The sequence below is a fragment of the Streptomyces sp. WZ.A104 genome (genome assembly GCF_002382885.1).
Taxonomy (GTDB): domain Bacteria; phylum Actinomycetota; class Actinomycetes; order Streptomycetales; family Streptomycetaceae; genus Streptomyces.
This window is the reverse complement of sequence record NZ_NWVL01000007.1, coordinates 146,585-167,686: the sequence shown is the minus strand read 5'-3', so window position 1 is coordinate 167,686 and position 21,102 is coordinate 146,585. Positions and strand designations below refer to the sequence as shown.

The 21,102-nt window shown below is 69.7% G+C and carries 10 protein-coding genes and 1 pseudogene; 7 read left to right on the top strand and 4 right to left on the bottom strand.

Annotation, left to right across the window (positions count from 1 at the left end):
* Positions 1 to 92 precede the first annotated feature (92 nt).
* The 3 genes and pseudogenes from CIB93_RS38680 to CIB93_RS06025 all read left to right on the top strand — a co-directional run.
* Positions 93 to 707, top strand: a complete 615-nt coding sequence (locus CIB93_RS38680) for an ISAzo13 family transposase (RefSeq protein ID WP_257002050.1) — start codon at positions 93 to 95, stop codon at positions 705 to 707.
* Positions 653 to 1,378: a hypothetical protein gene (locus tag CIB93_RS38675; protein ID WP_257002049.1), complete on the top strand. Its 726-nt coding sequence runs from the start codon at positions 653 to 655 to the stop codon at positions 1,376 to 1,378. Before CIB93_RS38680 ends, CIB93_RS38675 begins: the two co-directional genes overlap by 55 nt.
* A 10-nt stretch (positions 1,379 to 1,388) precedes the next feature.
* Positions 1,389 to 1,979, top strand: a pseudogene (locus CIB93_RS06025) (IS3 family transposase); the annotation flags it as partial.
* 182 nt (positions 1,980 to 2,161) lie between these two features.
* Here CIB93_RS06025 and CIB93_RS06020 read toward each other — a convergent pair.
* The 4 genes from CIB93_RS06020 to CIB93_RS06005 form a co-directional block, all read right to left on the bottom strand.
* Entirely contained in the window at positions 2,162 to 3,034 is an 873-nt protein-coding gene (locus CIB93_RS06020) for an SDR family oxidoreductase (protein WP_096624822.1), read from the bottom strand.
* Positions 3,035 to 3,127: 93 nt separating this feature from the next.
* Positions 3,128 to 4,096, bottom strand: coding sequence for a hypothetical protein (locus CIB93_RS06015; RefSeq protein WP_143660000.1), 969 nt, complete (start codon positions 4,094 to 4,096; stop codon positions 3,128 to 3,130).
* Between the two features lie 120 nt (positions 4,097 to 4,216).
* The gene (locus tag CIB93_RS06010; RefSeq protein WP_096624818.1) at positions 4,217 to 5,440 is read right to left on the bottom strand and encodes a beta-ketoacyl synthase; all 1,224 of its coding nucleotides are present in this window, start codon (positions 5,438 to 5,440) and stop codon (positions 4,217 to 4,219) included.
* Positions 5,437 to 5,706, bottom strand: a complete 270-nt coding sequence (locus CIB93_RS06005) for an acyl carrier protein (RefSeq protein WP_257002048.1) — start codon at positions 5,704 to 5,706, stop codon at positions 5,437 to 5,439. Before CIB93_RS06005 ends, CIB93_RS06010 begins: the two co-directional genes overlap by 4 nt.
* A gap of 529 nt (positions 5,707 to 6,235) precedes the next feature.
* Here CIB93_RS06005 and CIB93_RS06000 point away from each other — a divergent pair.
* The 4 genes from CIB93_RS06000 (at position 6,236) to CIB93_RS05985 (ending at position 21,089) form a co-directional block, all read left to right on the top strand.
* Positions 6,236 to 7,414: a wax ester/triacylglycerol synthase domain-containing protein gene (locus CIB93_RS06000; RefSeq protein WP_179499993.1), complete on the top strand. Its 1,179-nt coding sequence runs from the start codon at positions 6,236 to 6,238 to the stop codon at positions 7,412 to 7,414.
* A 306-nt stretch (positions 7,415 to 7,720) separates the two neighbouring features.
* A complete protein-coding gene (locus CIB93_RS05995) occupies positions 7,721 to 9,556 on the top strand; it encodes a pentapeptide repeat-containing protein (RefSeq protein WP_107470944.1) in 1,836 nt (611 codons plus the stop codon).
* A gap of 1,438 nt (positions 9,557 to 10,994) precedes the next feature.
* Positions 10,995 to 13,190 (top strand): MMPL family transporter, encoded by a 2,196-nt coding sequence (locus CIB93_RS05990; RefSeq protein ID WP_179499992.1) that lies wholly within the window; start codon positions 10,995 to 10,997, stop codon positions 13,188 to 13,190.
* Between the two features lie 480 nt (positions 13,191 to 13,670).
* Positions 13,671 to 21,089 (top strand): SDR family NAD(P)-dependent oxidoreductase, encoded by a 7,419-nt coding sequence (locus CIB93_RS05985; RefSeq protein WP_373558716.1) that lies wholly within the window; start codon positions 13,671 to 13,673, stop codon positions 21,087 to 21,089.
* The last annotated feature ends 13 nt before the right edge of the window (positions 21,090 to 21,102 follow it).

The following is a 21,102-nucleotide window of genomic DNA, read 5'->3' as shown; positions in this document are numbered from 1 at the left end:
CCGCCGCCTGCGCAAGCACAAGACCTTCGGCTACCTCACCCCGGCCGAGACCCGGCAGCGGCATCAACACGCTCTCGCGGCATAACCATCGAGTGTCCGAGATCACGGGGAAACTTCACTTCAGTCTGCAGGGCATGGCCAAGACGCGGGCCGGCAGCCAGGTGCCCGACCGAGACGCCCAGTTCCGTCACATCAACACCGCCGCCGAACGTTTCCTGTCACGGGGCCTGCCGGTGGTGAGCGTGGACGCGAAGCAGAAGGAACCGATCGGCGACTTCGCACGCCCCGGCCGCACCTATCGCCCCAAAGGGCAGCCGATCACTGCTCCGGATCACGACTTCTCCGGCCCCGACACCCCGTTCGCCACCCCGTACGGCATCTACGACCTGGGCCGCGACAGCGGCTGGGTGAATGTGGGCACAGACCGCAACACCGCTGCCTTCGCGGTGGAGTCCCTGCGCCGCTGGTGGAAGGCCCAAGGGCGCCTCGATTATCCCAGCACCGACCGCTTGCTTGTCACCGCCGATGCCGGAGGGGCCAACTCCGCTGACTCCCGACTGTTCAAGATGGGCCTGGCCGACTTCGCCGACGAGTGCGGGCTGAGTATCACCGTCATGCACTTCCCACCTTTGGTACTTCAAAATGGAACAAGGTGGAACATCGTCTGTTCTCCCGGATCACCCACAGCCTGCGCGGGCAGCCGCTGACCAGCTACGAGGTACTGCTGGAGACCATCTCGGCCACCCGCACCAGCACCGGACTGACCGTCCAGGCCGTGCTGGACGAGAACACATACCCCACCGGGCGCGTGCTCACCCGAGCCGAACGCCAGAGCGCCGAGCGACGCGTCGAACGCGATGAGTTCCATGGTGAGTGGAACTACACCATCGCCCCGCAGGACCCCGGCCAGCAGCTTCCGGAAGATTCACGGGCCGAGTCGGGCCCTCCGATCCCGGCCGAGGCCACCTTCCTCCTCACCAACCCCGCACTCACTGGCATGACCCGAGAACACTTCGAGCAGCTTGTGCTCCAGCTCGAACCGTGCCAACGGCTCCTGACCGAAGCCGAACGCCAGAGCGCAGACAGGGACGGTCGCGGCCGTAACCCTGGTTTCGGCACCCTCGATCACCGCCACCGTGTCCTGGTCGCCGTACTCCGCAGCCGCAACACCGTCACCTTGACTCTCGCGGCCGAACTGATGGGCCGCAAGCGCAACGTGCTGAGCTACCACGCCGGGAGATCCAAGCCGATGCTCGCCTTCGCCGGACCCGAGCTCGCCAGAGTCCTCGTCTTCCACAGGCCCCACCCTCCCCGCACGCTCGAAGCCTTGAAGTGCCTGATCGAGCACCACGACGAGATCAACTCAAGCAGTAGTTAGATTACGGGTCCTGAACCGCTTCCAGTTCGTCGCCGACCACCAGCGCCGGTACGGCGTGAAGCGGCTGTGCACCATCCTGGGCATCGCCCGCTCCAGCTTCTACTACTGGCGCCGCACCGCCGCCGACCGGGCCGCCCGGCAGGCGGCCGACGCCGGTCTCGCCGCACGGACACGGGCGGTGCACCGCGAGTCGGACGGCACCTACGGCGTCCCCAGGATCACCGCCGAGCTCCGCGAGGACGGCGAACGCGTCAACCACAAGCGGGTCGCACGCGTGATGCGGAGCATCAATCTGGCCGGCCTGAGGCTGCGGCGAAAACACCGCACCACGACTCCGGACCCGGCGGCGGCGAAGGCCCCGAACCTGATCGGCCGCGACTTCACCGCACGTGAGACGAACACGAAGTACGTCGGTGAGATCACCTCCCTCCCCCTGGAGAACGGGAAGTTCCTCTACCTGGCCACCGTCATCGACCTCGCCTCACGGCGTCTGACCGGCTGGGCGATCGCGGACCACATGCGCACCGATCTCGTCGTCGACGCGCTGGCCACCGCCGAACGCACCCGCGGCAGCCTCGCCGGAGCGGTCCTGCACACCGATCACGGCGCCGCCGCGCTCACGCTTCCGTACAGCAACGGCCTCACCGAAGACGTCAACACCAGGACCAAGCGCATCGCCCGCTAGATGCACGGACGGGCAGGGTTTAACCTCCTCCGCCTCCGCATCCTCATCGGATATCACCACTCTCCGTCACCGCAGACTGTGAGACAGGGCCGAACATTTTACAGCCCCCTTCTCCATGATCGGGGGTTACACTGGACGATTCGCTGCCTCGGGGCCGGGGCAGTCGGACGAAGCGGCGGCAGGCGTAGCCCCGGCCGACCGGGTGCCGCGAGGTCCCAGGAGAGGGGCTTAAGGAGTGGTCGGGGTAGATGCCGCAGACCCCAGACGGCGGCCTTGTACCTCAGGGTCGGCACACTGACGGCCTTGCCGCGTGCCAGGTCGCGGAGGGCTGCGGACGCCACCTTTTCGGGCTCCAGCCACAGCCAGCCGGGAAGCCTGGAGGCGTCGAAGCGGGATCGGTCGAACAGTTCGGTTCGCGTGAAGCCGGGGAGTACCACCGTCATCTGGACCCCTGCGTCCCGCAGTTGCCGTGAGCGGCCCAGTGCTTCGCTGAATGACAGCAGCCATGCCTTGCCGGCCGGATATGTGGTGGACAGTGCGCCGGGTCCGGCCGCCGTGAACGACGACACGTTGACGATGCTGCCGGAGCGTCGCGCCACCATGCCGGGCAGCACGGCGTGCGTGAGGCGCAGCACCGCCCGGACGTTCAGGTCCAGCATCGTCTCCTCCTCATCGAGGCCGTTGCTTGGGAAGGGCCCGCGCAGCACGATCCCCGCGTTGTTCACGAGGACGTCGACTGTGGTCCCGCTCTGGACCAGGTCTTCCACCGCGCGGCAGCCAGAGACGGTGGCGAGGTCTGTGGGCAGCGTACGCACGCCGACGCCGAAGGCGGCGCGGATCTCGGAGGCGACACGGTCCAGGGTTGCCTCGGTGCGCGCGACGAGGACGAGGTCGTGGCCGTCGCGGGCGAGCCGTTCGGCGAAGGCGCGGCCGATTCCGACGGTGGCGCCGGTCACCAGGGCCAGAGACATGGGTCAGCTCACTTCGGTGCGCGGGAAGAGGGAGAAAGATGGACGGTCACTGCTGGCCGAACAGGCTGCGCGCGCGACCTGGTCGTCGGACTGTCACCGGACCGTGCTGACGACGGGCGGCACGGACTGGTCGAGCGTGACGGGATCGACCAGGATCAGCTGGATGTCGACGGACGCGACGGTCCGGCTCTTCGTCCGGGCGACGCACCGGTACGTCATCCCCCGGGTGGGCGTTGCCGTGAAGGTCACGGTCTCTCCCGCGCGCGCGAATCCGTCCGCTTGGAGGGTGAGTGGTCCGGCCAGCCAGCGGGCGTGCGGATAGAGCTCGGCGACCGCCTGGTCGACCAGGGTGGTCATCGCGGTCGCAGCGACGGCGACGGGGAGGACCGGATAGCCGTCGAAGTGCCCGGGACACAGCGCGGCGGTGACGGGCAGCTCGGCGGAGATGGTACCGGTGGCAGGTTCGAGACGGAAGCGTTCCAGGGGGATCGGTTCGCCGTACGGGCGGGAGGAGGGGGCGGTCTCGCGGAAGGGGATGCCCCCGGGTGACGTCGACGTGTCCTCGGAGGGCGGGGCGTCGTCGAGCAGGCGGGTGAGGAGCCGGTGCGGGAGGACGTCGTAGGAGACGGACATGCGGGCGACGATCTCGCCGGAGAAGGCGTCGGTGAGCCGGGCGTCCGCAGTGGCCTTGCGTGAGGTGGTGAAGGCGGCTTTCGCGTGACCGATCAGCGGGCTCTGCTGCGGTGCGAGGGTCGGGGCGGCGAGCCACTCGACGCGCGCGGCGCGGGCGAGGTAGGCGAAGCGGCCGGGTCGGCGGTTGATGGTGGACGCGGCGCAGAGGCCCAGGATGGCGAGGTGGCGGCCGGCCTCCCCGACGCCCATCACCGCCGCCTGTCGCCCGGAGCTGGACTCGATCGGAACGGTGGCGATGACCCGTCCCGGCGCGATGCGGCGCAGATCCTCCAGGGCGAGGTAAGGCCTGGAGACACAGACGAGGTCCTCGACGTCCAGAGGGACCGCTGCCGCGGCCTCGTGGTCGGAGAGCGATTCGTAGGCGATCACGTTCTGTTCCTTCACAGGGGTCGCGGAGTTGCGGGGGCGGTCATCCGGCGCGGCGGAGGGGCACCCGTGGCGCGGAGGAGAGGGCGGGGAGGGGGCGGGGCCGTCCGTGGCGAGCACGGGTCACGCGGCCTTGAACACGAGGACTGCGTTCTGTCCGCCGAAGGCGAACGAGTTGGACAGGGCCGCCCGCATCGGGTGGGGCCGGGCGGTCTTGGTCACGATGTCCAGGTCGATCTCCGGGTCGAGGCGGTCCAGGTTGGCTGTGGGAGGGATCAGCTGGTGGCGCAGGGTCAGCACGGTCACCGCCGCCTCGATTGCGCCGGCGGCCCCGACGCAGTGCCCGATGATGCTCTTGTTCGCGGTGACGGGAGGCGGGGTGCCGAACACCGTGCGCAGGATTCGCCCCTCGGCCAGGTCGTTCTTCTGGGTCGAGGTGCCGTGGGCGTTGATGTGGTCGATGTCGGCGGCGCTCAGCCCGGCGTCGGCGAGCGCCGCCGCGATCGCTCGCCGGACGCCGTCGCCGGCCGGGTCGGGCGCGGTGGGATGGTGGCCGTCCGCAGTGGCGCCGTAGCCGGAGAAGTAGGCCTGGACGCGCGCACCGCGCGCCCGTGCGTGCTCGGCGCGCTCCAGGACGAGAACGCCGGCGCCCTCGCCTAGCACGAATCCGTCGCGGTCGGCGTCGAAGGGCCGGGAGGAGCCTGCCGGGTCTTGGGTCCGGGAGGAGAGTGCCCCCGCTTGGCTGAATCCGACGCTGGCGATGCGCGAGCAGACACTCTCGCTGCCGCCCGCGATGATGATGTCGCAGGCGTCGAGCCGCAGGAGGTCGCGTGCCGTGCCGAGGGCCGTGGCCCCGGACGCGCACGCGGTCGCGGTGACCAGGTTCGGCCCGAGCGCCTGCATGTCGATGGCGATCTCACCGGCGACCATGTTGGGCACGGAGCGTGGGATGGTTAGGGGCGAGATCGCGCTGATGCGGTTGTCGCGGAGCTTGCCGTACTCGGCCTCCAGGCTGACGTTCCCGCCGCTCCCGTTGCCGATCACCACGCCAACGCGGGCGCCGTCCCAGGTCTTGGGGTCCAGGCCCGCGTCGGCCACGGCCTCGCGGGCGGCGACCAGCGCCATCTCGGTGAACAGGTCGATGCGCCAGGTGAGACGTCTGCCGAGTTCGGTGACCGGGTCGAAACCAGGCAGCCGGCAGGAGAAGTCGACCGGCAGCCCGGCCAGCTTCGGGTCCTTCGCCGCCGTCGGCATGCCCCCGCAGAGCCCTTCCCACGCGGCCGCCACGCCGAGTCCGGCGGGCGTCACCAGTCCGAGGCCGGTGACGGCGACGTCGGAGGCGGTCATACGGCGTCCACCGCCGCGGACCGCTTCTCCGCCACGAGACGCTCGACGTGCTCGCTGAACTGGCCGAGGGTCATCTCCTCGCCCTTCAGCTCATCGAGGTCGAAGGTCACGCCGAGGTCCTCCTCGAGAATGACGCCCAGCTCCAGAGCGGCCAGGGAATCCAGTTCGAGGTCGGGGAAGGTGGCGTCGGGACGGACGCGCGAGGCGTCCACACCTAGGTTCTCCGTCATCTTCGTGACGAGCATGTCGTACACGGTGGTGGACATGTGCGATCGGCCTTTCGTCCAGGGGAACGCCTCTTCAGGTGTCCCTGCGGGAAGGTAGGGCGTGTGACCGCTGCGCAGCCAGGACGGGGGCCGGGCGTGACACGGGTCGGGATATACGAGCGGCTCAGACCTGAGGACCTTTCAGACCCTGCGGTCTCCGCTCACGGCGTGCAAGGCACGGCAGTCATCCGGGTGAGCGCCGATGCGAGCCAGCGCCGTTACACGAAGTCCGTGCAGCGCCCGTGCAGCCGAGCGACGTCGCCGATGGAATGAATCCGATGTCGAATGCGGGGAGAAGGCGGTGCAGGGTGAAAGACCTGGGGTATGTGGAGGTCCGCGGAGGCCGGCTGACAGTCGCGCGTTGGATCGCCGCGCGCGGACGACTGTCCGCCACCGGCCTGTAAACAAAGGGAGAAGCGCCCCTGTGCGTCCGGCCTGCCCCAACGGTGCCCCCTATCCTCCTTTCCCGCTGCGAGCTGTCGACCTCTCGTTCCGCAGGGCGGCGGGCGGCCCGCTCACCATGGGCGTCATGTTCGACTTCGACGGCGTGGCGCCGCCTCTGGCCTCTCTGCGGGCTCGGACTACCGCCCGCGCCCATCACATTCCGTCGCTGCGCTACCGCCTTGGGAGAAACGACAGGAAGGCTTACGCGGCAGGGGGGTTCGAACCGGGGGCGCACGTCCTCCAGCTGCTCGTGCCGCGCCGCGGGCAGTTCGACGTGGCGCGGCGGCAGATGCTCACCCGCCCGCTGCCGGAGGGCCGGCCGCCGTGGGACCTCTGGCTTATCCGGTGCGCGGAGGAGTCGTTCACCGTGTGCTTCCGCTCCGACCACGCTTTACGGGACGGGATCGCCGCGGCGTCCATCCTTCGTCTGCTCATCGAGGACGAGCCGGTGGACTGGTCGCCGCGCTCTCCCCCGTCGGCGCGCGTCGGGTTCCGCGGTGTCGCCGCAGTCCTCGGCCAGAGCGCCAGGGCCATGCGCCCGCTGACCCCGGCCCCCGCATTCGCCGGCGCGGAGTCCGGCACTCCACAGCTGTTCCACCGAGACCTCCCCATAGCTCTGCTGCGCGTGGCCGCGCGGGCCCACGGTGCCACTGTCAACGACGTGTACCTGGCCGCCCTGTCCGAAGCGGTGCACCGGCGGCACCAGGAAGGTACACACCAGGGGCATCCGCCGATGCCCGTCACCGTGCCCCTGTCCGTACGCGGCCGCGAACAGGCCACCCTGGTGGGAAACGCGCTGGTGGGCGTACGTCTGACCCTGCCCTGCAAGGACAGCGGCGGCGTCGAGGGCGCCGTGGACGCGGTGACCGCTCAGACCCGCCGACTGCGCGCGATCGACTACCGCGGGTCCGCACGACTCGTCCTGGACGCCCTTCCCCGCAGGGCGGGCGCAAGGCTCGCCCTGCGGGTGGCGGGCGCGGGGCCTGTCGGCCTTCTGGCGTCCAACGTGGACTGCGGACCCGCTCTCACCCTCTTCGGGCTCCCGGCGACACAAGCCCAGCTGTTCAGCGCTCCGGCGGACGGACTCCGCTGCTACACGGCCCTGACCGGCTACGACTCCCATGCCCGCCTGACCGTCGTACACGACGGCTCTCTCCCGGGGATGCCACGCCTGGGCGAGCACTGGGTGGCAGCTGTGAGGGAACTCGCCGACGCGCCCCGGCCCCGTGTTATCTCGGGTGTCGAGCGGGCGACAGGCATGTGAGGCATGTGTCCCTCGGTACAACGCGCCTGACAGATATCTACGGGTTGTTCAGGCACGTACGGCATATTCGAGACGTGGGGCCGATCCCTGACTTTGCTCGGATTGAGCCAAATCGGATGCCATCGTCCGGCGACAGTCAGGAGCGCAGCCGCGCTACTTCCCGGGGCCTCCCTGCTGCTGATCGATACTGCGTACCGAACTGGTCGGCGAAATTTGGCGGCGATGCTGCCCGTTACGGTCGGGCCTGAACCGTTCCCGTCCCCAGAGCGTCCATACGGGCACCTGACACCGTGGAGCCGCCGCACCATGAGCACAGCCATACCGCCATCCTGGCCGCACTGCGCACACGGCGCAGACCCTGCTGCCGACCCCGTTGGCTGCCGCGGCATCCGCATCCCCGGCCACACCGCATGCCTCGCCCACCTGGCCGACGCCGACCGTGGTGCCTACCTGGCCGGCCTGACCCGCGGCACCGACGTCGACCACCGCGGCACCCCCTTCACCGAACTCCTTCTCGACGCTCTCCTCAACGCCCTTCGCGATCCCGCCACCGGACACGCACGCCTCGGCGCCGCCCAGTTCGATTCGGCGACCTTCGCGGGAGAAGCCTGGTTCAAGTCGGCGACCTTCGCGGGTGACGCCGGGTTTGAGTCGGCAACCTTCCAGAGCTACACCACCTTCAGGTCGGCGACCTTCCAGGGCCACGCCCAGTTCAGGTTGGCGACCTTCCACAGCTACACCGGGTTTGAGTCGGCGACATTCCAGGGCGAGGCCCAGTTCAAGTGGGCGACCTTCCAGGGCAACACCGGGTTCGAGTCGGCGACCTTCCAGGACCACGCCGAGTTCACGTCTGCGACCTTCCAGGACTTCGCCGGGTTTGAGTCGGCAACCTTCCAGGACTACGCCGGGTTTGAGTCGGCAACCTTCCAGGACCTCGCCGGGTTCGGGTCGGCGACCTTCCAGGGGGACGCCGGGTTCGAGTCAGCGGTTTTCCACAGCGATGCCAAGTTCGAGTCAGCGGTTTTCGAGCGGTGGGTCAGCCTCGGGCCGCTGGTGTGCGCCGGAAAAGTGGGATTGTCCGGGGCGGTGTTCAACGGCCCCGCGACTCTCTCGTTCGCCACGAACCGTCTGGAGTGCCGCCGGACCCGCTGGATTTCCACGGCCGAGGTGCGACTGCGCTACGCCACAGTGGACCTCGCCCACGCCGTCTTCGAGTACCCCCTCACCATCGCCGCGGAAGCCGACCCCTTCGTACGTCCAGACGGACAGCCGGTGGCGGAACAGGCCCTGGCCGGCGCGCCCGGCGCCGACGCCATGGTGCGGATGGCCTCGCTGCGCGGGGTGGACGCAGCGCATCTGGTCCTCGCCGACGTCGACCTGTCGAAGTGCCTGTTCACCGGGACGGTGCACCTGGACCAGGTGCGACTGGAAGGCGCCTGCTCCTTCGACACGGTCCCGTCCGGTACGCACTGGCGACACGGGCACCCAACACGGTTCACCTCGCGCCATACCCTCGCCGAGGAACACCACTGGCGCGCGAGCCAACCAGCGGCGGCCAGAGGCTGGAAGGCCGCGGTGCCCGGCACCGGACACGCCGGGCCAACGCAGCTGGCACCGGTGTACCGGGCACTGCGCAAGGCGTTCGAGGACAGCAAGAACGAACCAGGAGCCGCGGACTTCTACTACGGCGAGATGGAGATGCGCCGCCACGACCGCACCACAACCTCCCCCGCCGAACGCGGACTGCTGCACACCTACTGGATACTCTCCGGCTACGGCCTGCGTGCCCTGCGGGCCCTGGGCTGGCTCGTGGCCGCCATGCTGATCACCCTCGTGCTGCTGATGGGCTTCGGTCTTCCGAAGGACGACCCGAAGCAGGAGGCGACCGGCACCGTGCCGCCCGGCGGAGGCAAGGTCACCTTCGAGATCGAAAAAGGCGACCCGCAGAACCCCACTGGGAACAGGTTCACCGGCAAGCGCTTCGAGAAGGCCCTGAACGTCACACTCAACTCGGTGGTATTCCGCTCCAGCGGGCAGGACCTGACCACCGCCGGCACCTACATCGAAATGGCCTCCCGCCTCGTAGAACCCACTCTCCTCGCCCTCGCCGTCCTCGCCGTCCGCGGACGTATCAAACGCTGACTTCCTGACCCGACCTGACGGAGGCCCGTGAACCGTTCGACCGAACCGTTTCCGGCCACGTGCCTTACCTGCCTGCACCGCCGATCATGATCTTGAACTGCATAGAAACCCCTCGACTCCTAGATAGTACGGGCGGCCGAACCGGCGGCGGAGGTCGTCCGGTCGGCGCCTTCGCGGAGGCCGGGTCGCCCGCGCTGAGCTCTGAAGTACACGACGGAGCCGGGGATTAAGGCACCCGGCTGAGGTGCACCAGGACCGCGAGACGCCGGTAAGCCCGACCAAGTGCCGGATCTGGCCGGCCCCGGTAGGAACTTGTCAACAGCAAAGGCGTCAGGACTGCCAGGATGGGTATCGTCGGGGGTCAGGACGGGCCCCCTGGTGCCCTCCGGCCGCCGTCCGTATTTCCCGGGCCACGGCACTTTCTTGGGATCCCACACTTTCCAGGAGGCTGTCGCCCGTCGAGCTGACTCCTCGGTGCCTACGTCTGAGCTGGTGTCTTTCGCTTACTCGCTGAGGGTGCGAGCTGTTCCGTCGTCCCGGATGGGCACAGGACGCGGTGCGGCGCCCCGGCGCATCGTCGGACCGTCCGCACCCACCCGCACGTGCACGCTCCCTCGCCGCGCGCAACGCCGCGTCCGACGCCTCGCTGGATCGTCCAAGGGAGCACAGGACAGCCCTCCGGGTTCCGCCCAAGACCGAGCGCGGGAAACTTCATGAGTGACACCTCGGATTTCTGCCCCGCCACCCTCATCAAGGTATGGCGGTACCTGAAGCCCTCCGCGGAGTTTCTGGGTTGTTCGTGGGGGCGACGAGCAGACGAGGGCTGCACCAGCCGCTCGTCGAGGTCTCCGCACAGCAGTGCGTGCAGCAACACCATCGCCCCGTCCGCCTCCGTACGTCCGGTGGACGGGCATCGGGCGGTCGGTGTCCCCATCCCGCCCATCCGGCGCGGAGCCTCTCCGATGCCCTACGGCGTGTCCTGCCTGGTCGGGGCGTCCCGATGGGGAAGCGTGTGCACGGTCCCGGCCCGCCGGGGTCAGGACGGCACGCCTAGATTCCCCACGCAGAGTTTTCTCCCTCCGCGTTCAGGCCAGGTCCTGTCGACGGCACGTGTACGCCCTGAGGCGGGCACATGGGGCCGGCCCCGCACCCGATCTCGTACCGGCCCCGAAGTCGGCCATAACTCCGTACACGTACCCGCCCGCCGACCGAGATGCGGCGGCGAGTACCGCCGTTCGAAGGGACATCCCGGCCCATGCCCGACCCGTCCACCCCGTCCGACCTGCCAGCGCCCTTCGCCGCGTCCGCCGTGCCCGACGCGGGGGCTGCCGCAGCCACCCCTCTCAGGAAGGGTCACGGTCCGGGGGAGCATGACCGCACCGATTCCCGCGTACGCCCTTGTCCGCCGGGGCCCGCGGAGAGCGACAAGGGCAGCGAGATGCCTCTGCTCGGCCAGGTGGCGCGCTGGTCGTTCCGGCACTGCCGGTCGGTGCTCGGTGCTGTGGCCGCTCTTGTCGTGCTGCTTGCCGGTCTGGGGCTCAGCGTAGGGGGCGAATGGTCCAACGGCGGCTACACCGCGGACGGCACAGCCGCGCAACGGGCCGAGACCGCGGCCCGTCAGTTCGGTGCCGGGACACCCGACCTGGTCCTGTACCTCCGTTCCGGCCGGCCGGTCGACTCGCCCGAGGCTGCCGCGCAGGGACGACGGCTGACCGAACTGGCCGCCGCGACGCCCGGGGTCGGCGCCGCGCTGTCTTACTGGAACACCGGGAGGGATCCGCTCCGGTCCGACGACGGCCGGGGCGCCCTGCTGCTCGTCGATCTGGAGGGCGACGAGTCGCGGGCCGCCCGCACCGCGCGGGCCCTGGTGCCGTCCCTGCGGGCCGCCGCCCCCGGGCTCGACCTGGCGGTGAGCGGGCCCGCCTGGGTCAACGTGACCGCGACCGAGCAGGCGGAGCGCGACCTGCTCCGCTCGGAGCTGTTCGTCCTGCCGGTGACGTTCGTGGTCCTGGCACTGTCCTTCCGCTCGTTCAGCGCCACCCTCGTCCCCGCTGCGATCGGCGCGACCGCGGCCTCGGGAGCCCTGGCCCTGCTCGCGGTCGCGACCCGGCTGGTGCCGATCTCGGTCTTCGCCGTGAACCTCAGCTGCGCCCTCGGCTTCGGCCTCGCCGTCGACTACGCCCTGTTCACCCTCGCCCGCTACCGGGAGGAACGCGCCCGCGGCCTGGACGCCGAACAGGCTGTGGGGCGGGCGATGTCCACCACCGGCCGGGCCGTCGTCTTCTGTGCCCTGACCATGGCCTGGTGCATGGCGGGCTTGCTCGTCTTCCCGCTGGGGCTGATCCGTTCCCTCGCGATCGCCTCGCTGATCGTCGTCGCGTTCTGCGCCGTCGGCACCCTGCTCCTCCTTCCTGCCCTGGTCGCCGCTCTGGGCGGCAAGCTCGACGGCACGCGCCCGCCGCGTCGCGGACCCTGGCGCCGTGGCTCTGGCGACCTCTCGGTCAGCCCGGCCTGGCGACGGGCGGCCGTCGCGGTCACCGCACGGCCCTGGCTGTGGGGAACGGCCGGGGCCGTCCTCCTGCTCGGCCTGGCCCTGCCCGTCGCGGGGCTGCGGCCCGCGCTGACCGACGAGTCCATCCTCCCGCCCACCGCCGAGGCCCGGACGGCGGCCGCGGCCGTCCGCGCGGACTTCCCCTTCGCGCCGGAACGGCAGCTGACCGTGGTGCTGCCCCGGACGGACGCAGCTTCCCGGGCCGCCGAACTTGACGCTTACGCCCGCACGTTGGCCGCACTGCCCGGCGCGGCGCGCGTGAGCACGGCGGCAGGCGAGTACGCCGGGGGGCGGCGCGTCGCGGAACGACAGACGGAAGCGGCCCCTCGCCCCGGAACCCTGGTCACGGTCTTCGGCGCGGACCCGGTCCAGTCCTCTCAGACCGGCGCTCTGGTCGACGCCGTACGCGCCACCCCGGCCCCGGGCGCGGCCTTGGTGACCGGGACGGCCGCCCACCTCGACGACACCCGACAAGCCGTCACGGACGCGCTCCCCTGGTGGACGGGGCTAACCTTGTGCGGAGTGTTCATCATGCTGCTGCTGTTCACCAGGAGCCTGCTGGTGGCGCTCAAGGCCGCCGTCCTGGGCGCGCTCAGCATCGGCGCCGCCCTCGGCCTGATGGTCCTGCTCTTCCAGCGCCTCCAGGTCCTCGGACCGCCCGCCACAGGAGGGGCGAGCACGCTCGAGATCACCATGCCGCTGCTCGCCGCCGCGCTGGCCTTCGGGCTGTGCGTGGACTACGAGGTCTTCCTCGTCTCCCGCATGGCGGAGCAGTGGCAGCGCACCCGGCAGAACACGACCGCCATCGTCTTCGGCATCGAGCACACGGGCCGCCTGTTCACCGCCGCGGCACTGGTGGTCGCCGTAAGCATGGGCGCGCTGATGCTTTCCCAGATCAGCCTCCTGGTGGTGCTGGGCGCGACGATGGCGGCCATCGTCCTCATCGACGCGACCGTCGTACGGGGCGTCCTGGTCCCCGCGTTCATGCAACTGGCCGGACGGGCGAACTGGTGGTCACCGCGGCCGCCCGGCCGGGCAGCGCCCACCACGACTCCCGTACCCGCCAAAGCACGGAACCGGTGACCGCGGCCACGACACGACCGATCCGACGACACTCTGGAACCGCGGCGGGACAGTGCGCCAGCGCACGAACACGCAGGGAGTGGGTAGGGTGCCGGGCCGGGGTCAGCCTCATGTGCTCCTTGCCCCGGCCCGGCTGTCTGGCGGGCCCTTGCTCCGCCCGACTGGCCTCTGAGGCGAGCGGTGAGTGTCGGCACCCTGGTCATGCACAGTCTGCGAGGCCACAGCAGTCAGCCTCCGACATCAGCTGGCTGAAATAGTGACGCACCGTTTGGGTGACTTTGCCTCTCTGGTGACCAATAGTCGTGTGTGGGACAGGGAGGCTTGCTCTCTAGATTCTTCCTCGCCCTGTCTCTGGAGCTTGCTTTGTCTGCCTCTGCTCACACTTCCCCATCCGCTCGCGAGTCGCAGAGTCTGGCGCCTGATGGGGTGGCGGTGGTGGGAATCGGTCTACGGCTCCCGGGCGGGATCCGCTCGTTGGACATGCTGTGGACGGCGTTGGCCGATGGCCGGGACTTGGTGGAGGAAGTACCAGAGGACCGATTCGACGTCGGCTCCTTCGTGGCCGGCGGTCCTGCAGTGGCGGGCAAGTCCTGCACCGCAGCAGCAGGGCTCCTGGACGACATTGCCTCGTTTGACGCCGACTATTTCGGGATCTCCCCGAAGGAGGCCGCCCAGATCGATCCGCAGCACCGGCTGGTCCTGGAGTGCGCGGCGGAGGCAATCGACAACGCCGGTCTCGATCCCGCGGCTCTCGCCGGCAGTGACGCGGCCGTGATGATCGGGTTGTCCTCGCACGACTACGGTGATCTGCAGCAGCGTCGGCTGCGCGAGTTCAACGCCTACAGCATCGCCGGGACGGCGGCCTGCAATGCGGCCAACCGTCTGTCGTACTTCTTCGACCTGCACGGTCCTTCCCAGGCTGTGGACACCGCTTGCTCTTCGGCGCTGACGGCCGTGCATCTCGCCTGCGAGGCACTGCGTTCGGGACGCAGCCACCTGGCACTGGCCGGAGGTGTCAACGTCCTTCTCAACCCTGCGGGCTTCGCGGGCTTCTCCCAGGCCTCGATGCTGTCCCCCACGGGCAAATGCAGGCCCTTCGCCGCCGCGGCCGACGGGTTCGTGCGGGCGGAAGGCGCCGGGGTGCTGGTGCTGAAGCCTTTGGCCGAGGCGGTGAAGGATGGAGACCGAATCCACGGGGTGATCGCCGCCAGCGCCGTGAACAGCGACGGGCGTACCGCTGGGCTGGCGCTGCCCAGTGCCGACTCACAGGCGGCGCTGCTCAAGCAGGTGTACGCCCGGGCGGGCATCGGTCCGCAGGATGTCGCTTACGTCGAGGCGCATGGCACGGGGACGCAGGCTGGTGACCCGATCGAGTGCCGGGCGTTGGGACAGGTGCTGGGTACGATGCGCGAGAACGGACCATTGCCGGTGGGCTCGCTGAAGTCCAACCTTGGCCACCTGGAGGCCGCATCGGGCGTGGCGGGGTTGCTGAAAGGGTTGCTGGTGCTGCGGGAGCAGCGGATTCCCGGGACGCTGCACATCCATCCGCTGAACCCGTCGATCGACTTCGAAGGGCTGGGCCTGGATCCGGTGGGCTGCGACCGGCCTCTGGGCGGGGTCGACCGTGGTGTGGTCGGGGTGAACTCCTTCGGGTTCGGTGGCGCCAACGCACACGTCGTCCTCGCTCCCGCCCCGGATACTCCGACGCAGCGGGCCAGCGGAGCTGGCACCGCGGATGGGACGCACAAGTCGCAGCCGAAAGAGACCGGCCGGTTGCCGGTGGTGGTGTCGGCACGGACACCTCAGGCGCTGAACGAGGCGGTCCACACCTGGGCGGAGTTGTTCGAGTCCCAGGAGCGTGGTGACGCGGCCCGTGCACAGTTCTATGACACGGCGTTCACCTCCTGCCAGCGGCGAGCAAAGCACGCGTACCGGGTCGCGGTACTGGCCGCGGGTCCGGCCGACGCGGCGAAGGCGCTGCGGACGGTGGCCGCGGGAGAGCCTGCCCCGGCAGCTTTCTCGGGCAGCGCGGCGCCCCGTGGCCGGATCGGCTTCGTCTTCAGCGGCAACGCGTCCCAGTGGGTCGGTATGGGAGCACAACTCCTTCAGGAGGAGGCGGCTTTTGCCCAGGAAGTGGCGGCCGTCGACTCCGAGCTGACGCCGCTATTGGGCTGGTCGGTGCTGGAGGAACTGGCCTCACCTTCCGATCCCGCCCGGTGGGACCGAACCGAGGTGGCGCAGCCCGTGCTGTTCGCCTTGCAAGCCGGATTGGTGGCCTCCCTCGCGGTCCGGGGAATCGAGCCCTGCGCCGTGGCGGGGCACAGCGTGGGGGAAGTAGCCGGCGCCTACAGCGCCGGTGTCCTGAGCCGCGAGCAGGCGTGTCAGGTGATCGCCGCCCGCAGCCGGGCCCAGGCGTCGACGGCCGGTACAGGCCGGATGGCGGCAGTCGGCCTCGGGGAGGATCTCGCCCGGCGGCGGCTGGCCGAGGCGGACTATGCCGGGCGGCTGGTGGTGGCCGCAGTCAACTCCGACCAGGACGTGACGGTCGCCGGTGACAGCGCAGTACTTGCCCAGCTGGGGACGGCGCTGGACGAGGAGGGCATCTTCTTCCACGACCTCGGCCTGGACTACGCCTTCCACAGCCCCGCGATGGACGGTCTGGGGGAGCCGCTGAAGGCGGCCCTGGCCGACCTGAGTCCCCGGCGCGGCCGCATTCCGATGATCTCGACTGTCACGGGGGTTGCGGTGACCGGCCGGGACCTGGGCGAGGCGTACTGGTGGAGCAACGTCCGCGAGCCGGTCCGCTTCTCCCAGGCCCTGACCGTCCTGACAGGCGAGGAAGTGGGGTGTGACGTGCTGGTGGAGATCGGCCCGCATCCTGTGCTGGCAACCTACCTGCGCCGGGCAGGCGCAGGGACGTCCAAGATCGCCGTCGTGCCGACGCTCTCACGAACAGCCGCTGGCGCGGCGGCGCTGGACCGGGTGCAGGCCCAACTCCTTGCGGTCGGTGCGCAGGTGGACGGGGAGCGCTTCTTCCCGCGACCCGGACGGGTCGCGGATGTACCGGCCTACCCGTGGCAGCGTGAACGGTACTGGAACGGCAGCCCCACCTGGTGGCTGGAGGATGCCGACGCCGACGAGCGTTCCGGAAGCAGGCATCCCCTGCTCGGCACCCGGCAGCCGGTCGCCGTTCCCTCCTGGCGGCAGCGGTTTGATGCGGGCATGGCCGTATGGCTGGCCGATCACACGGTGGCGGGTTCCGTGGTCTTCCCGGCAGCCGGGTACATCGACATGGCGCTGTCCGCCGGCCGTGCTGTTCTGGACGCCCCCACCGAGGTGTCGAACCTGGCGATCGGCAGGGCGCTGACCTTGCCGTTCGGCGACCCGAACGCGGACGTCAGTGTGTCGGCGACCCTGAACACCGACGGGGCTTTCACCGTCGCCGGCCGCGCTGATGACGCGGGCGACTGGAGCGAGCACGCCCGCGGCCGGGTACGCCGCCTGCTGCGCGAGCAACCACCTGCCCTCGACGTTGACGCCATCCGCTCCCGGCTGACCGGTTCCCTGCCGGTCAGCGAGCACTACGGCGCCTGCGCCCGTGCCGGCCTGCCGTACGGGCCCGCGTTCCAGACCCTGACCGCGCTCGGCACCGGCGACGGCGAGGTCTTGGCCTCGTACGAAGCCATGGTGGTGCCGGGCCCGGGCCACCAGGCGCACCCCGCCATCCTCGACGGAGCTCTGCAGGCGGGGCTTCCCTTGCTCGCTGACGCCGTCAAGGGCGCACCGGTCCTCTTTCTGCCGTCCGGATTCGACAGGGTGCGCTGCTGGCAGGCGATGCCCACGACCGGTGTGGTCCATGTCCGGGCGCAGTCGGTCACTGACCGCGAAGCCGTCTGGGACGTGACGGTCGCCACCCCTGACGGGCACGTAGCGCTGGAACTGACGGGCTGCCGGATGCGGCGCTTCGATGCGGGCTCGCGCCGCGAGCCGGCCTTGCTCGCGGACGTCGTGCGCGCCGCTCCTCTGGGCGGTGAAGCGGTGGAGCCCTCACCTCTGCCGTCTCCGCAGACCGTGCGGGCTGCTTGCGCGGACCGGATGAACGAGTTGGCGCAGCAATGGCGGGCACAGCCCAATGCGCATGTCGAGCGTCTGCTTGAGCTCGTCAGCCATTTCACGGCCGCTGCCATGAGGGAACTGCTCCCCGGCCAGGACAAGTTCACCCTCAAGCACCTCGTCGCAGCCGGGGTCGAAGCCAAGCACACGCGGCTGCTGCAGGTTCTTCTGGCAACGGCCACCGAGCAAGGTCTGCTCAGCGCCGAGAAGGACGGGCACTGGCGCCTGGTGAGTGAACCGGACCCACAGCGGGTGTTCGCCGCGCTGCTGCAGGACGCACCGGGCGATGCCACGGCACTGCTGTCCTACGGCGTCTGCGGAAACAGCCTCGCCGCTGTGCTGTGTGGCCGCCGCGATCCGCTGGAGCTGCTGTTCTCCGAAGCCGATGCGCTCGCCATGCGGTTCTACGACTCCACCCTGAAGGTGCAGAAGTTCGGTGCCCTGGCTGAATGCGTACTGCGGGCACTTCTGGCCGAGTGGCCTGCAGACCGCCCCCTGCGCATCCTGGAGGTCGGGGCTGGAACCGGCGGATTCACCGGTCTGCTGCTGTCCCATCTGCCACCTGAACTGGCCCGCTACACCTTCACCGACGTCTCCTCGGGCTTCTTCCGCCAGGCCCAGCAGCGCTTCGAAGCGCACGACTTCGTCGACTACCAGGTTCTGGATCTGAACGCTGACCCTGTCGGCCAGGGCTTCACACCAGGCTCCTTCGACGTGGTGATCGCGTTCAACGTCCTGCACGCCACCGATGACCTGACCGCCGCCCTGCGGCGCATCGCCGACCTCCTCACCGACGGCGGCCACCTCCTGGCCCTGGAATCGCACCGTCACGACTTGCTGGCCCCGATCTTCGGCCTCCTGGACTCCTTCTGGACCGCGACCGACACAGCGCTGCGCGCCGAAGGGCCCCTGCTGGAACGGGACCGTTGGCCAGACCTCCTGCACTCCTGCGGCTTCACCGGCACCGTCCAGACCGGCGACCAGGAATCTCCCGATGGTCTCCTCTCCCTCATCCACACCGCCCGCCAGCCCCGCCCCGCAACTGAATCCGCCAGCGCGGGAACCGTCGTGAACAGCGAGGGACGGGATACCCGGCGGTGGGTGGTGGGCAGTCTGTCCTCCACCCGTGCTGCGGAGAGGCGAACCCGGGAAGTCGCTGGGGAGCTGGAGAGGTCTTGTGCCGGTCCGGTACGGGTGGTGGAGGCCGGTGCCGACCGTGCGCACTGGGCGACATGGCACACCGAGGACGCCGTGCCGACGGACATCGTGCTGATCTCCGGGCCGGACAGCACGGCATCTGCCCAGGAGGAGACGGAGGAAGCAGTCCGCCACCTGGCGGTGCTACGGACGATGAGCACGGTCAGTGAGCAGTTGCCGCCAGGATCGAAGCTGAACCTGTGGCTGGTTGCTCCCTGGGCCTCCGGTACCTTGTGCCCGGCTCCTGTTCCCGGGCCTGCGGCTGCCCTGTGGGGAGGGGCCCGGACCCTGGCGAATGAGCAGTTGCGACTGACCGTACGCAAGATCGCCCTGGCGGTCCCGGAAGACACTGAGAGCAAGGCTCGTGTGCTGCAGCGCCTTGCCAGGGAAATGCTGGCCTGCCCGGCTCAGGACGAAGTGTTCCTCACCGCCGGCGGCCGGTTCGCCGCCGTCGTCAGGCAGGTCCAGCCGCCGAGCCTGCTCAGCCGCGGCAGCGCGTTCACCCTCGCGGTGCACGAACCAGGGCTGCGCTACCGACTGCGCTGGGAGAAACGGGACGTACCGGTGCCGCAGCAGGGACAAGTCGTCGTGCAGGTTGCCGCGGCTGCGCTGAACTACCGCGACATCATGGTGGCCACCGGCCTGATTCCGCCCAGCTCCCCGTTCCCCGGCGCCGCTCCCGTCGGCGGTGAGTGTGCCGGTGTCGTCAGTGCGGTGGGAGCCGGCGTCACCCACCTGCGCGTGGGCGACCGCGTCTTCGGAGTGGGGCAGGGCTGCTTCGGTTCCCACGTCGTCGCCCATGCCGACTGGCTCATGCCCATCCCGCGGGACATGCCTTACGAGGCAGCGGCCACGCTGCCGATCGTCGCCTTTACCGTGCAGCACAGCCTGCACCGTGTCGCCCGCCTGGCGGCCGGAGAAACGGTGCTGGTGCACGGCGCCGCCGGAGGGGTGGGCCTGGCTGCCCTGCAGTACGCCCAATCGGTAGGTGCTGAGGTCATCGCCACGGCCGGCACGCCCGCCAAGCGGGACCTGCTGCACCTGCTGGGCGTCCAGCATGTCCTGGACTCGCGCAGCCTCCACTTCGCGGAGCAGATCCTCGATCTGACCGGCGGCCAGGGCGTCGACGTCGTCCTCAATTCGCTGGCGGGAGAGCCCATGGTCCGCAGCCTGAACCTCGTCAAGCCCTACGGTCGGTTCGTGGAACTGGGCAAGCGTGATCTGCTGGCGGACACCTCGCTCCCACTGGGGCCGTTTCTGCGGAATCTCTCCTTCCACTCCGTGGACGTCCTGCCCCTCATGACCGGCAACTCGGCAATGGCCCAGGCCCACTTCGCCGCGATCACCGATGCTGTGACCCGGAAGACGTACATGCCTCTGCCCCACCGCGCCTACCCGGCTGCCCGCATCGGTGAAGCGTTCACCTGCCTGCAGCACTCGCGGCACATCGGCAAGGTCGTCATCACTTTCGACGATGACGTGCCCGTCCATGTCACCGACGAACCAGGTGCCCTGGACGCGGCGGCGACCTATCTGATCACCGGCGGCCTGGGCGGATTCGGCGCCGCCACCGCCCGCCACCTGGCGGCCCGCGGAGCCCGCCACCTGACCCTGATGAGCAGGCGCGGCTCCAGCTCCCCCGAAGCACCCGGCCTCATCGCGGACCTTCGTGCCGCAGGCGCCGACGTCACCGTGCACGCCGCCGACGCCGCAGACGAAGCTGACCTGCGCCACATCCTGGACACAATCGACGCCTCCGGCCGCCGTTTGGCCGGAATCGTCCACGCCGCAATGGTTCTCGACGACGCGCCACTGAGCGAACTGAGCGACGACCGCCTCCGCGCCGTCATCAGCCCCAAGATGACCGCAGGCCGGCTCCTGGACGCCCTGACCCGCCAGCGGGAACTCGACTTCTTCATCGTCTACAGCTCCGCATCCGCGCTCGCCGGCAATGCCCGACAAGCCCCCTACGTCGCCGCCAACTACGCACTCGACACCCTCATGCGCGAGCGGCACCGCCACGGCGACCACGGGCTCGCCGTCCAGTGGAGCGTGATCGCCGACGCCGGTTTCGTCGACCGCGAAGGACGCGTGGCCGAGCTTGACGCCTACGGGCTCAAGCCCCTGACCGCGAAGGAGGCACTGGCCAAACTCGACCGACTCCTCACCCACTCCAGCAGCCCCGTCGTCAGCGTCGCCCATGCCGACTGGAAGCAACTGCATCGCGTCCTGCCCAACCTGAGTGCACCCCGAACCGCACACCTGCTGCCCGAGCAGAGCGACACCGAGGCCACAGACCTCCTGCACCACGCACTCACGGACGCCTCCTGCGAACAAGCCCTCACCATCGTCGAAGACACGCTCGCGGACCTGCTGGCCTCCGTCCTGCAGAGCACAGCCGAGCGCATCGACCGCACCCGCCGCCTGGACCTGCTGGGCATGGACTCCCTGATGGCCCTCGAACTCACCGTCCAAATCCAGCAACGCATCGGCATCGATGTCCCCGTCGTCGAGCTGGCCCAGGCCGAAAGCCTCAAGGCACTGGCCCAGCGCCTCACCAGCCGTCTCACCAAACCCGACCACAACTGACCCGCCCGAAAGG

What these genes read in the sequence shown, in the direction of transcription:
- CIB93_RS06005 (WP_257002048.1), bottom strand. Translation starts at nt 5,706, where the DNA reads ATGTCCACCACCGTGTACGACATGCTCGTCACGAAGATGACGGAGAAC.
- CIB93_RS06020 (WP_096624822.1), bottom strand. Translation starts at nt 3,034, where the DNA reads ATGTCTCTGGCCCTGGTGACCGGCGCCACCGTCGGAATCGGCCGCGCC.
- CIB93_RS05990 (WP_179499992.1), top strand. Translation starts at nt 10,995, where the DNA reads ATGCCTCTGCTCGGCCAGGTGGCGCGCTGGTCGTTCCGGCACTGCCGG.
- CIB93_RS06000 (WP_179499993.1), top strand. Translation starts at nt 6,236, where the DNA reads ATGTTCGACTTCGACGGCGTGGCGCCGCCTCTGGCCTCTCTGCGGGCT.
- CIB93_RS05985 (WP_373558716.1), top strand. Translation starts at nt 13,671, where the DNA reads ATGCTGTGGACGGCGTTGGCCGATGGCCGGGACTTGGTGGAGGAAGTA.
- CIB93_RS05995 (WP_107470944.1), top strand. Translation starts at nt 7,721, where the DNA reads ATGAGCACAGCCATACCGCCATCCTGGCCGCACTGCGCACACGGCGCA.
- CIB93_RS06010 (WP_096624818.1), bottom strand. Translation starts at nt 5,440, where the DNA reads ATGACCGCCTCCGACGTCGCCGTCACCGGCCTCGGACTGGTGACGCCC.